General features: G+C 63.7%; 10 protein-coding genes. 3 read left to right on the forward strand and 7 right to left on the reverse strand.

The features are described 5' to 3' along the window. Window positions 1–6: 6 nt before the first annotated feature. From OQE56_RS17780 to OQE56_RS17790, 3 genes are all read right to left on the reverse strand, one after another. Window positions 7–159 (reverse strand): hypothetical protein, encoded by a 153-nt coding sequence (locus tag OQE56_RS17780; RefSeq protein ID WP_267226063.1) that lies wholly within the window; start codon window positions 157–159, stop codon window positions 7–9. Between the two features lie 78 nt (window positions 160–237). Beyond that, window positions 238–489: a hypothetical protein gene (locus OQE56_RS17785; RefSeq protein WP_267226064.1), complete on the reverse strand. Its 252-nt coding sequence runs from the start codon at window positions 487–489 to the stop codon at window positions 238–240. A 74-nt stretch (window positions 490–563) separates the two neighbouring features. Further along, a complete protein-coding gene (locus OQE56_RS17790; RefSeq protein ID WP_267226066.1) occupies window positions 564–2549 on the reverse strand; it encodes a bifunctional 2',3'-cyclic-nucleotide 2'-phosphodiesterase/3'-nucleotidase in 1986 nt (661 codons plus the stop codon). A gap of 256 nt (window positions 2550–2805) precedes the next feature. On the opposite strand from OQE56_RS17790, the gene OQE56_RS17795 reads away from it, so the two are divergent. Then, a complete protein-coding gene (locus tag OQE56_RS17795) occupies window positions 2806–4449 on the forward strand; it encodes an LTA synthase family protein (protein ID WP_267226067.1) in 1644 nt (547 codons plus the stop codon). 57 nt (window positions 4450–4506) lie between these two features. Here OQE56_RS17795 and nagA read toward each other — a convergent pair whose 3' ends face one another. The 4 genes from nagA to OQE56_RS17815 all read right to left on the reverse strand — a co-directional run bounded on the left by nagA (window position 4507) and on the right by OQE56_RS17815 (window position 9165). Further along, window positions 4507–5661: an N-acetylglucosamine-6-phosphate deacetylase gene (gene nagA, locus OQE56_RS17800; protein ID WP_267226068.1), complete on the reverse strand. Its 1155-nt coding sequence runs from the start codon at window positions 5659–5661 to the stop codon at window positions 4507–4509. After that, window positions 5661–6695 (reverse strand): SIS domain-containing protein, encoded by a 1035-nt coding sequence (locus OQE56_RS17805; protein ID WP_267226070.1) that lies wholly within the window; start codon window positions 6693–6695, stop codon window positions 5661–5663. The genes nagA and OQE56_RS17805 overlap by 1 nt, the downstream gene beginning before the upstream one ends. A 60-nt stretch (window positions 6696–6755) precedes the next feature. Further along, the gene (locus OQE56_RS17810; protein ID WP_267226072.1) at window positions 6756–7808 is read right to left on the reverse strand and encodes a LacI family DNA-binding transcriptional regulator; all 1053 of its coding nucleotides are present in this window, start codon (window positions 7806–7808) and stop codon (window positions 6756–6758) included. 70 nt (window positions 7809–7878) lie between these two features. Next, a complete protein-coding gene (locus OQE56_RS17815) occupies window positions 7879–9165 on the reverse strand; it encodes a sugar MFS transporter (protein WP_267226073.1) in 1287 nt (428 codons plus the stop codon). Window positions 9166–9584: 419 nt separating this feature from the next. Here OQE56_RS17815 and glk point away from each other — a divergent pair, with 419 nt between their 5' ends. Together glk and OQE56_RS17825 are read left to right on the forward strand one after the other, a co-directional pair. Next, window positions 9585–10649: a glucokinase gene (glk, locus tag OQE56_RS17820; protein ID WP_267226075.1), complete on the forward strand. Its 1065-nt coding sequence runs from the start codon at window positions 9585–9587 to the stop codon at window positions 10647–10649. A 97-nt stretch (window positions 10650–10746) separates the two neighbouring features. Then, the gene (locus OQE56_RS17825; RefSeq protein WP_267226077.1) at window positions 10747–13521 is read left to right on the forward strand and encodes a TonB-dependent receptor; all 2775 of its coding nucleotides are present in this window, start codon (window positions 10747–10749) and stop codon (window positions 13519–13521) included. Window positions 13522–13525: the final 4 nt, after the last annotated feature.

Raw genomic sequence — 13525 nt, forward strand, 5'->3', positions numbered from 1 at the left:
GGAAACTTACTCGCGCACGGCAACCCACCCCGACCCGGTGGTAATAGTGGTCGTGGTGGTGGTCGTAGCGGCGATGGTCATGGCGCCTGCGCACAGTTGCATGCGCCCGGTGGAAACCGGGTACGAAGGCATGCGTGCTGGCATGAATGACGGCGACATGGCACCGACCTTAGGTCGATTGCTGCACTGCAGTCAACAGGTACAAGTGAAACTTTAGCCGTCTGGCCTTCCGAAGCCTCAGTCGCGATTACCCCAATGCCAACGGGGCGGTTCGCCCTTGATCCAGCACACCAGGAGCAGTGCGGAGGTCAGCACGCCGACGCAGAGCAACAGCAGGCCGTGTTCATGGTGAGGCATCAGCCACGACATGCACGCTCCCAACAGGCCGGCGTAGATCAGCATCACCACCAGGCCCTGCCAGGTGGTGGGAAAGCCCCAGCCCCATCCATAGCGTTTGGCCGGAAACCAGTATTTCTGCTCGCCTTGCATCGAACGCCCCCTGCGGCGTTGGGTGGGAACGCGGCGGAGTCTACGCCACCGCGCGCTCCGCACCAGTGCTTGCCTCAGTGTGAGAGATCGATGGCGTAGACGGCGGAGCCATCGCCGCTGTCGCTGAGCTGGCGAATGCCCTTCAGACCCGCATCGTGCGCCACATCCTGCTTGCCGCTCGCGCCCTTGAACACCACGTCGCCGCGCGTCTTCAGCGGAGCGAAGCGCCAGGAGGATGACGGGAGATCCTTCGCGTCGATCGTCTGCTGATGCTGCAGCCACCTGGCCAGGATCTCGCGTGCGCCGTCTGGCGCGGACAGCACAATGTTGCTGCCATCCAGGCCAGGGAAGTTGCCGCCACCGCTGGCGCGGTAGTTGTTGGTGGCCACGATGAACCGCTGTTGCGGCGACACCGGCTTGCCTTTGTAGCGAAGTTTGACGATGCGCTGACCCGCCGGCTTCGACACATCGATCTCATAGCTCAGCTCACCCTGGATCTGGTCGAAATTGAAGCCGGGGTAGTGATCATTGATCAGCGATTGTTCGCCGTCCTTCGCCGGGTCGATACGGTTGAAGCGCTCGGCGGACTTCTCCAGCCAGGCTTTAAGGCCGGTGCCATCCACCTGCACGGCGGCCAGCGTGTTGGGGTAGAAGTACAGGTCAGCAGCGCTGCGCAGGGTCAGCGGGCCAGCGGCCACATCGGTGTAGTCATCGGGGCCGCCGAAGCCGGTACGGAACGCAGCGGCCGCCGAGAGCACCGGCAACGAGGCCAGCTCCGGATGCTGCCTGGGCAGTTCACGCTGCACGTAATCGCGCATGGCAGCATTGATGGGCGCCAGTGCGGTCATGTTGCCGACGTCGGCGAAATAGCTGCTCATGCGCACGCGGGTGGTGCCGATCGGCGTGTTGACGTAGGCCATGGCGGCCTCATGGGCCTGTGCCACCACCGGCGCGATGGCCGGGTCGGCCGGCACGCAGTCGTTCTTGGCCGGACAGATGGGCCGCACCTCACTGTGCGTCTGGCCGGCGTCGATCACCCAGCGGCCGTCCTTGCGCTGCAGGGCGAGGTCGATCACGCCCAGGTCCTTGCCGAAGAAGCCGCCCATCACCGCCGGCTTGCCGCGTACGAAACCGCGTTCCGCATCCACCTCGGCCATGCCTTTGTAATGAGGGCCGGGGAATTCGGTGTGGGAGTGGCCCAGCAGCAGCACGTCGATGCCGGGGAGGCCGGCGAGATACCAGCCGCCGTTTTCCATGTCGGACGTGTACGGCGCGGTGTTGAGCCCGCCATGCAGAATGGCGACCACCAGGTCAGGGTGCTGCGCTTCCAGTTCCGGCAGGTACTTCTGCGCCGCCTCAACCACGCCGGTCACGGTGACCTTGCCGGCGAGGTTCTGTTTGTCCCACTCCAGGATCGGCGGCGGCGTAAAGCCAATGATGCCCACCTTGAGCGACACACGGCGGCGGGTGCCGTCCGGGGCCGTGACGCTGATGTCCTTCTGCACCACCGTCCAGGGTTTGAAGATCGGCGCACCGTCGCGGGCACTGAACACATTGGACAGCACCAGCGGAAAGTGCGGGCCGGCACAGCGATCCGCGCGGCCGCCCTCGACGTTCATCGGGGTGCCGCTGACCTGGGAGAGGAAGCCCAGGCCGTAGTTGAACTCGTGGTTGCCCGCGGTGCCGCCGTCGTAACCCATGACGTCCATGGCGCGGTAAATGCCCAGCTCCTCGTTGCAACCGATCGGCTTCACCTGAGCCTGGTAGTCGGCCAGCACGCTGCCCTGAATGGTGTCGCCGCTGTCGAACAGGAAGCTGTCCGGAAACTGCGTGCGCGCCTGACGGATCAGCGTGGCGGTGCGCTCGTAACCCAGGGAGCGGTCCTCGCGCTGCTTGTAATAGTCATAGCTGAGCACGTTGGCGTGGACATCGGTGGTTTCCAGGATGGCCACCTGGGCCCGGCTACCTTCCGGCAGGTTCTCGGGCCGGGTCGTCTGGCTCGCGCAACCGGCCAGCGCGGCGGCGGCCAGGACGGCGAGGGGGAGCAGGCGAGGGGTCATGCGGCACAGTCCATGGTGGCAAAGGGCGAGACCCTAACAGATCGGCGTGACAGCTCGCCGGCGGCAACGGCCGCTGAACCGTTTCGCGGCATCCCCTCGCCGTTGCCGGCCGTTGTGCATGTGACATTCGCAAGTCCGTAGAATTGCGTCTCGATGACACTGAGGCCGGACAGGGGGCCCATCCGCTATGCCGCGTTTTGTGCGGAAGACTGGATTATGGTTGGTGGCCGCAGGGTTCTTTCTGTTTTGCGTAAGCATGACAGCCCTGCCCGAACCGGACCATTTGCAGCAGACGTTTGTGATCGCGCTCATGGTGTGCGCGTTCGGTGTGTGCCTGTTCGCTTTTGGCCGTCCGGCCATGGCGCTGGTGGTGAGTGGCGGCCTGTTCCTCGGCCTCAACTTTCTCTCAGTGCTCAAGCTGCGCTATCTCGATTCGCCGCTGATGCCGGCGGACTTCATTTACTACGCGCGTAGCAGCCTGCTGGAAACGCTGGGGCACTACCCGCACCTGTGGGGCCTGTGCCTGGTGATTGGCGTGGTGACGCCACTGGCCTTGTGGGCGGTGTGGCGCTGGGATCGCCGCTTGCTCGCGCATGTGACCCCCCGTCGTGCGTGGGCGCTGCGTGCGGGTGGCGTAGCGCTTTGGGCGATGGCGTTCTGGGTGTGCCTGTGGCCCAACGGGCCCTTTGCCGAGGTGCACGCGAGAAACGTGTGGGAGAAGCTCTCCGACGACGCGCAGATCACCAACTTCTTCGTCAACTTCAGCGATTCGGACGTCCGCATGCCCGAAACGGGCGACGATACGGCGGCTGAGCAGGAGTGGGGCCCGACGGCCGCGCGTGATCCGGCGGCCTTGCCCCGTTCACCGGAAAGCTACCCGGACATTGTGCAGGTGCTGGAAGAGAGCACCTTCAACCCGTCCAACTTCACTCAGTGCAATATCCCCGAATGCCGCGTCGGCATGTTCAAGCCCGACGCGCGCACCCGCGCCACCGGTCCGATGCGCGTGCACACGTTCGGCGGCGGCACCTGGGTCAGCGAGTTCGCCACGCTCACCGGCATGCCGCAGGACATCTTCGGCCCGGGCGGCATGTATGCCCCGTATGTGCTGGCGCCGCACGTGCGCGACAGCCTGCCGTTGCAGCTGCAGCGGCTGGGGTATCTCACCGTGGCGATCTATCCCACCAATGGCAGCTTCCTCAACGGCCGCAATGCGTACAAGGCGTATGGCTTCGACGAGTTCTACGATGCCGGTCAGCTGGGTCTGAAGGAGTGGGAGGAAACCGACAAGCAGATGTTCGACGCGGCCAAGCGTGTCTACGACAAGGTGAAGAAGCCGGGCCAGCCGGTTTTCGTAATGATCCTCACGCTGGCCCAGCATGGCCCGCATGACTCCGATCCGCTGTCGACCTTGCCGGCACCGTTCAACAAGGCGCCGCTGAAGGGCTTGCCGGAGCGCGAGTCGCTTAACTTCAACACCTACCTGTCGAACCTGCACAACTCCGACGTGGCCATGCGCGGCCTGGAGCACGATTTCCTTGATCGCACGCAACACACGGTGATCGTGCATTTCGGTGACCACCAGCCGTCATTCAGCGGCTTGATCCGTGACATGCCGCGTACCTGGCCGACAGAGATGGCGGCGCACAAGGACTACCTCACCTATTACATGATCAAGAGCAACTTCGAGAGCACGGCCCTGCCGCGCTATCCGATGCTCGATATCGCGTTGCTGCCGAGCATGGTGTTGCAGGCGGCGGACGTGCCGACGGACCCGTACTTCTCTGCCGCCATCGCGCTGCGTACGCGCTGCAATGGTCTGTACACCGATTGCGCGCAGCCGGAGCTGGTGAAGTCGTATCACACGTGGATTTTCGATCGGCTGCACGTGTACGAGTAACACGCTCCTGCTCGTCATCCCGGCGAAAGCTGGGATGACGGTTCTTTGAGGTTTTTGTCAGCTACCGTAGCGCACGCCGTTAACCCAGGTTTCCTTTACCACCAGGTCGTCATCCAGCACGGCGAAGTCGGCTCGCTGGCCAGCCACCAGCCGGCCTTGCGTGCGATCCAGGCCCAGCCATGCTGCGGGATAGGCGCTCGCCATGCGCGAGGCCTCGGCGAGCGGCAGGCCCACCATGTTCACCAGATTGCGCACGCCGGTGGCCATATCCAGCGCAGAACCGGCGAGCACGCCGGCGTCGCTCTGGCAGATGCCGTCGCGGGCAATGATGGTCTGTCCGTTGAGCACGTATTCGGGGTTGTCGGCACCTACCGGCGGCATGGCGTCGGTGACCAGCACGCTCTTGCCGTGCGCCTTGGCCGCGATGGCCACGCGCAGAGCCACGGGATGCACGTGATGGCCGTCGACGATCAGGCCGCACCAGCTGTGCGGATCATCCAGCGCCGCGCCGACCACGCCGGGTTCGCGGCTGCCCAGCGGCGTCATCGCGTTGTAGAGATGGGTGAAACCGCACACACCGGCATCGAGCGCCGCGCGGGTGGTGGCGTAGTTGGCGGCGGTATGACCCGCGACCACCAGCACGCCGGCTTCGCTGAGCTGGCGGATGGTATCCAGTGGCACTTCTTCCACTGCCAGCGTCAGCATCACCACGCCGCGGCGCTTGCGCGTGATCGCGGCGAGATCGTCGGCATCTGGCAGGCGGAACAGGCTGGCGTCGTGGATGCCCTTGCGCGCGGTGGCGAGGAAGGGACCTTCCAGATGAATGCCGAGCACACCCGGCACGCCTTGTTCGATGGCGGCATCGACGGCGTCCAACGCCTTGTGCATCACTTCCGCAGTATCGGTGATCAGCGTCGGCAGAAAACCGGTGGTGCCGAACTTGCGGTGAGCGGCGCTGATGGTGGCCAGCGCTTCCACGGTCGGTTCGGCGTTGAACAGAACGCCGCCGCCACCGTTGACCTGCACGTCGATAAAGCCGGGGGCCAGCAGATGCCCCTTGAGGTCATGCACTCGAGCGCCGGTCACTCGCGGATCGTCGGCGCGCGCTATCGCTTCAATGGATTGGCCGCGAACAAGCACCGCCAGCCCGCTCTGCGGGCCGTGGTCCAGCAGCACGCGGCCGTTGACGAGTGCGGTGAGCGGCGCAGTCATCACATGGTCTCCGTCACTTTGCGCAGATGCGGCGGCACATCCGGGTCGAATCCGCGCGCCAGCGACAAAGCGCTGGCGGCACGATAGAAACTCTGCACGGCCAGCAGCGGCGCCACGATGGGCGCAATGCCTTCCGGCAGCGGCAGCTTGTCCGGATCATGGTTGCCCGGCGCGGCAATGAACACGCGGGCGCCACGCGCGCGAAATTCGTTCGCTACCGCCATGGTGTTGTCCATCGTGCCGTCGTCCTGCGCGAAGAACAGCACGGGGAAACCCGCACCAACCAGCGCCATCGGGCCGTGCTTCACTTCGGCAGCGCTGAACGCTTCGGCGTGCAGGCCACAGGTTTCCTTGAGCTTGAGAGCCGCTTCCAGTGCGCCGCCGAAGCCGAAGCCGCGGCCGACCACAAACAGATTGCTGGCGTTGGTCAGGCCTTCGATGAGCGCGCTCCAATCGCAATCCCAGCCACGGCGCAGGTCGTCCGGCAGGCGGTTGACGATGGCGTGCAGGGTTTCGTCGTCGCTCCAGTGCGCGGTGAGCTGCAGCACGGCGGCCAGCGTGGCGAGGTAGCTTTTGGTGGCAGCGACGCTCAGCTCCGGACCGGCGCGCAGTGGCACGAAGGTATCGGCCATGGCGGCAAGCGGCGAATCTTCCACATTCACCAGCGCCACCACGTGGGCACCGGCATCCTTGGCGGCCTGCGCGCTGCGCAGCAGGTCCGGGCTCTTGCCCGATTGCGAGATGGCGACAAACAGCGCGCCGTCGAGGTTCAGATCCGCATCGTAGATGGACGAGATCGACGGCGACGCCGAGGCCGTAATCAGGCCCAGGCGCGTTTCGAACACGTACTTGGCATAGGCGGCGGCGTGGTCGGAGCTGCCACGCGCGCAGGTAACGATGAAGCGGGGCGGGTTGGCCCGCAGCTGCTCGCCGAGCGCCTTCAGGATCGGCGCGTTCTCGCGCAGCTGGCGCTCGACCACGGCGGCCGTTTCGTGGGCCTCGCGGTACATCAGGGTGGAGCTGGCTTCTTTCATCGTCCTATCTCAGTGACATGCTCGGGGCGCATGCCGCGGGGCTGAAGGCGCGTAGCGTCTTCAGCCCTTGCGGGGCGCCGGGGTTTGGGGTGGCGCGGTGGAGCCGCGCACGACCAGTTCGGGGACAAAACATTCGCTATGCGGCATGTCTACCGACGCGCCGGCCTTGCGCTGCAGCTCGGCCATCAGCTGAAGCGCCGCATGGCGGCCGATATCGCTGGTGGACTGACGTGCGGTGGTCAGCGCGGGCCATGCCTGCTTGGAGAACGGGCTGTCCTCGAAACCGGCAATGGAGAGATTCCACGGCACATCCAGCCCGCTGGAACGCGCCGCCGCCAGCACACCGGCAGCGATTTCGTCGTTGCTGCCGAAGATCGCCGTCGGCGGATCCTTCAGCGCCAACAGTTTGCGTGCGCCACGGAAACCGTCGTCAAACGCATAGCGGCCGGGCAGCACCAGCTTCTTGTCGAGCGGCAAGCCGTAATCCTTCAGCGCATCGGCATAGCCCTGGTAACGCTCCGGGCTGGAGCGATGGTGCGGTTCGCCCCACAGGAAGCCGATGCGCTTGTGGCCCATCTGAATCAGGTGTTCGGTGATGGCATACGCCGCGCTGCGGTCATCGATGTAGACGCAGGGCGCACCATCATGAGGATCTTCGCGCGAGGAAATGATGCGCACGAAGCTGACGTCATTGGCCGTCAGCGTGGCAATCAGCTCGGCCTGCTCAGACATCGGCGGGGCCAGCACCAGACCGGCCAGCCGGTTGCGCTCGACCAGCGAGCACAGTTCGTTGGCGAGGTCGGGCGATGTCGAGTCGCACGGGTGAATCAGCAGGCCGAAGCCGCGTTCGCGGCAGGCCGACAGCACGCCGTCCTGCATGCTGATGACGTAATGCGCGTTCGGGTTGTCATACACCAGCCCGATGGCATAGGCATGCGTGCTGCGTAGCCCGCGCGCTGACGGATTGGGTTGATAGCCGAGGGCCTCGATGGCGCGCTCGACCTTTTCGCGTGTGTCGGCGCGTACCGAAGCCTCCCGGTTGATCACGCGTGACACGGTTTTGAGCGAAACGCCCGAACGCTTGGCGACGTCCTTGATGGTGGGGTTGCGCAACGTGAGGACTCCGGGGGAACAGGGATGGGCATCGTAGCCCAGTGGAACTCGGTTCGGCGGCGCCCGGCGGTCAGGGCGCGTGCTGGCCCACGCGGTGCCCTCTCAGCCCGTAATAGAGGATGTACAGGTAGCAGGGCACCATCAGCGCCATGAATACCAGCTGGAAATTGAAATGCTGTTTCAGGTGCACGAACAACTGGGGAATCAGCGCACCGCCTGCGATGGCCATGATCAGCAGCGCCGACCCGCGCTCGGTCAGACGGCCCAGGCCGTGGATAGCGAGCGGGAAAATGGCCGGCCACATCATGGCGTTGGCAAAACCCAGTGCCGCCACAAAGCCCACCGAGGTGTGGCCCTGGGTGACATAAGCGCCCACCGTAAACAGCACGCCCAGCACCGCCGACACCGCCAGATAGCTCTGCTGCGAAATGAAGCGCGGAATGAACACCAGGCCCGCCAGGTAACCGGCCAGCATCGCGATCAGGGTGTAGGAGGTGAAATGCTTGGTTTCCTCCAGCGGCAGCCCGAAGCCCTGGCCGTAGGTGCCGATGGCATCGCCGGCCATCACTTCGGCGCCCACATAGAGGAACAGACACAGCACGCCCAGCCACAGATGCGGGAAGCTGAAGATGCCGCCCTTGGCGTGGCCGATATCGGTTTCGGCATTGGCGCCGGCCGGTTTGATTTCCGGGAGCGGCGAGCGGACGACCCAGATCGCCAATAGCACCAGCAGGCCGGCCATGATCATGTAAGGCATGTGGATCTTGGCAGCGAACGCATTGAGCAGCGCTTCGCGTGCCTCAGCCGTCGGCGCGGCCTTCACCTGCTGATCGAACGTGTCGATGCCGGACAACACCAGCGCGCCAAACACGAACGGCGCCAGCGCACCGGCCACTTTGTTGCAGATGCCCATGAAGGCGATGCGCTGCGCGGCGCTGTCGATGGGGCCGAGAATGCTGATGTACGGGTTGGACGCCGTTTGCAGCAGCGCCAGGCCGGCGCCAATGACAAACAGGCCGACCAGTGCGGGGTAAAAAATGCGCATGCTAACGAACTGGCCGAACAGCACCGCGCCTATCGCCATCACGAAGAGGCCGAGGCCCATGCCCTTCTTCATGCCCGTGCGGCGCAGCACGCTCGACGACGGAATGGCCAGGAAAAAGTAGGAAAAGTAGAACACCAGCGGCACCAGGAACGCGGAAACGTCATCCACGTTGAAGGCGAGTTTTACAAAGGTGATCAGCGGGCCGTTGAGCCAGGTGACGAAGCCGAAGATAAAAAACAGGACGCCGATGATCAGCATCGGCACCACACTGGAAGAGCGCGGCTCTCCGGCGGCTAGCGAAGTGGCAGACATGGAAATGGAAGCTCCCCCGGATGGCCGGACACAGATGGGCCGCTGCGGCCCGATTCCCCGAATGACCTTTTATCGACGCTAAGAGCAACGTTGTCAAATTTTGGCAGTATCAGGCCATCCGGGCGCGGTCAAAAGCGGGGCATGAAATTGCCTTTTGCGAGGCACTCTGCTGCGCCGCGGCAGGCTGAATTTTGCGCCAGCATGGCGCGTGCCAAATGGTAAAAAAAGCATTGACAACAATGTGTTGCAATGCGTCATGTTTCTGCGCCGGCGATGCGAATTGATGCGATTGCTGTCACGCGCCAAAGCGTTGTTTCGCATGAAAAAACGGTTTATTGACAACGTTGTCAATCGTTACCAGACTCCGGTCAAAAATCGGTCATGCCATGGGGGTGGCGTGACGCAGACATGGCGAGGGGATGACGGTGGCGCAGCAAGGCAACCACAGTCAGGGGGCGCGTCAATGGTCACTGCAGTCCGCGGTGTTCCTCGCTGCGGATATCGGTGGCACTCACGCACGCATCGGGCTGGTGAGCCGGCAGGCGGACGGTGCGCGCCCGGTGACGGTGCTGCAGTACCACCGCTATGCCTGCGCCGACTGGCCCAGCCTCACGGCCGTGCTCAAAGACTTCGTCGGCCAGTTGGACCGCTCGGTGCATGTGGACCGTTGCGCCGTGGCCAGCGCCGGTTACGTGCTGGGCGACGCCATCGTCAACGACAACCTGCCGTGGCCGGTCTCCATCCGCGATATCCGCGACAGCCTCGGCATCGACCAGCTGGCGGTGGTCAATGACTTCGAAGCGGTGGCCTATGCCACCCAGTTCCTCAGCCAGGCCGACACCACGCCGGTGATCGAAACCACTGCGCCGCGCGCGGCCGGTCCCGTGCTGGTGATGGGGCCCGGTACCGGGCTGGGCTCGGCCGTGCTGCTGCCCGGCAAGCCGCACGCCACCGTGCTGGCCACCGAGGCGGGCCAGATCGCCCTGGCGCCGGGCAACGAACGCGAGATCGAGATCCTGCGCTATCTGGCGCGCGACCGCGCCTACGTGTCGTTCGAGCACGCCTTGTCCGGCCCGGGCTTGCTCAACCTTTATCGCGCCATTTGTTCGCTGCGCGACCAGTCGCCCGCACTCAGCGCCCCCAGTCAGGTGACGCAAGCCGCGCTGGAGCGCAGCGACGCTGCCGCGGCCGAAGCGCTCGAGGTGTTCTGCGGGTTGCTCGGCAGTTTCGTCGGCGATCTGGTGTTGCTGTACGGCGCGCGCGGCGGCGTGTTTCTCGCCGGCGGCATCCTGCCGCACATCCGCGATGTGCTGCTCACCAGCAGCTTCCGCCAGCGCTTCTTCAACAAAGGCGTCATGCGCGCCTTTCTGCAACAGGTTCCCGTACGACTGATGGAACACGGCCAGCACGGCGTGATTGGCGCGGCCAGTTTGTATCTGGATGGCCAAAGCACAAACACAGGGGATATCGCAGCACCTACGTAGCATCGTTGCACTGAACCGGGCGCAAGCCCAGACAGCCACGCAGCAGCGGATGACGCACCACTTTCCGTTGCCGTTATGCCTTCGAGGGGAGGATGCCATGTCACACCGCAAAACTCTGCTAGCCGCCAGCATCATTGCCGGCTTGTGTCTTTCCATGTCGCTGCAAGCGCAGGATGCCACGCAGACCAACAGCGCCAGTAGCAACAGCAACACGCAGTCGGCCAATCCGCAGCAGCAGGCGAATCCGTCACAGGCTAAACAGCTGGAAGCCGTGACGGTGGTCGGCATTCGCGCCAGCTTGCAGCAGTCACTGGAAACCAAGCGCAACGCCGACGCCATCGTCGACGCCATTACGGCGGAAGACATCGGCAAATTTCCTGCCACCAACGTGGCCGAAGCGCTGGCGCAGATTCCTGGCGTCACGCTGGATCGCCTGTTTGGCGCGACCCAGCGCGTGAGCATCGATGGTATCGATCCCAGCCTCAACCTCGCCTTTCTCGACGGCCACCCCGTAGCGCAGGCGATGTGGCTGTACGGCGACAGCCCGAACCGCGGCTTCAACTACTCGCTGTTGCCGCCGGAAATCCTCGGCTCGCTGGAGGTCTACAAGAGCCCTGAGGCACGACTGCCCGAAGGCAGCCTCGGCGGCACGGTGATCATGCACACCATCCAGCCGCTCGATGTGCCGTCCAATACGCTGAGTGGCACGTCCGGCGTGAACTACAACGACATGGTCGACAAGAACCGGCCTAACGCCTCGGTGTTTTACGCCTGGCACACCGCGGACAAAACCTTTGGCGTTGACGTTTCATTGCAGCACTACGAGCAGAAGACGGACCGCCAGGGCCAGGAAATCTTCGGCTACACGCCGGTGGCCAACATCGCGGCGGTAAACCCTGCCATCGCCGCGCAGGTGGCGGCGGGACAGCTCCATCCCTATGACCAGATGCCGAACGAGCTCAACGTTGCCAACTTCGAGCAGACTGAAAAGCGCAGCAGCGTACTGGTGAACCTGCAGTACCGGCCTAACGACCATTTCGACTCGACGCTTAGCCTGCTGTACATGGTCGACCGGCTCGACAACCTCAACGTGTCGCTGTATCCGATCCCGGCCTTCGATTTCGCCGGCATCTCCCGGCTCGCCTCGGGCGGCAACAACATCGTGACGTCGGGCACGCAGGTGGGTACGCCGTGCTTCAACACGACCAGTTGCACAAGCACGGCGCAGAGCTTCATGGATAACGATGCGCGCAAGTCGTTCATCCGCACCCGAGGCGCCGACTGGCGCGGAACCTACAAGGGCGACGGCTGGCGCGTGTTCGGTCAGTTGGGTGTCAGTACCTCGTACAACGACATCAGTCAGGCGTTCAAGGAACTGTTCTACGGCGGCGGTTTCAACTGGAACATCCATAACGGCTTCAACTACACCGACCTGGCCACTGCCAACAACCCGCAGTACTGGGCCGACAACAACTTCGGCGGCAACATTGGCTACAAGCCCTACAAGGCGCGTGACCAGTATGGCCAGTTCGACTTCACCAAAGATTTCGACGGCTTCCTCAACAACGTGCAGGTGGGCGCGCGCTGGGCAGCGCACTGGGAGAGCCAGTCGCTGATGATCTTCAACGAGGGTGTGCCGAACATGACACTCAACCAGATCGGTTATGGCGGCCTCACCAACCTGAAAGGCGCTTCCGATGTCGGCTTGAGCGGCAGTTCGGTCCGCCATGTGCAAACGCAGGGCTTCGACGCCATCTATAACGCGGTGCTCAATGGCAACGTTCTGATCGCCAACGATCCGGTCGACTATTGGGACAACACCTTCAACGTGAAGCAGGAGAACACCGCTGCTTACGGTCAGTTGAATTTCGGCAATGACACCGTGCACGGCAATCTTGGCGTCCGTTGGGTGCAGACCAAGATCAGCTCATGGGGCTACAACGTGCCCAGCACGTGTACCACCTGGAACTGCGTATTCCCGCCGGGCTTTGGTTACGTAGGTTCCAGCAGCACCAACGACAACTGGCTGCCTGCGCTTAACGTGGCCTGGAACGTCATGCCGGACCTGATCCTGCGCGCTGCCGGCTCGGAAACAGTGGCCTATGCGCCGTACAACCAGTACGCGCCGTACTTCGAAGCCAACGACACCGTGCTCACGGCCACCGCCGGCAACCCGAACCTCAAGCCGTATCGCTCAGTGAATGGCGATCTGTCGGCCGAGTGGTACTTCAACTCCGAGTCGGTGGTCGCGATCTCCGGCTTCTACAAGAACGTGCTCAACTACGTCGTCAATGCAGCCACCACGCAAGGCCGCCAGAACGGTTCGTGGGCGCAGCTGATTCAGGGGCCGACAGGCCAGATGCTGGTCAGCAACGGCTCCTGCACGCTCACGGGCTTCTGCCAGTACAGCGTGTCGGCACCGATCAACGGCGGCCGCGCCAAAGTGAAGGGCGCCGCCATCAGCTATCAGCAGGCCTTCGGTGATAGCGGCTTCGGTCTGCGTGCCAACTACACCTACTCCGACTCCAGTACGCACTCGGGCGGCCCGCTGCCGTACAACTCCAAGAACTCGTACACCCTCGCGCCGTACTTCGAAAAGGGTCCGTACACCGCGAGCATCTCGTACAACTACCGCAGCAAGTACCTCGCCGGCGGCTACGTGGCCGGTGCGCCGAACGCTTACACCGACAGCTACAAAGAACTCGACGCATCCGCAGGCTACAAGTTCAACGATCACTTCTCGCTGACCTTCGACATGCTCAACCTGCTCAACTCGACCTACAAGCAGTTCTACGGTTCAAGCATGACCCAGCTTGCCAACGAGTACAGCAGCGGCCGCGAGTATCTGCTTCAGGCCCATTTCAAGCTCTGATTAC

This window comes from Dyella silvae, from assembly GCF_026421305.1.
GTDB lineage: Bacteria > Pseudomonadota > Gammaproteobacteria > Xanthomonadales > Rhodanobacteraceae > Dyella > Dyella silvae.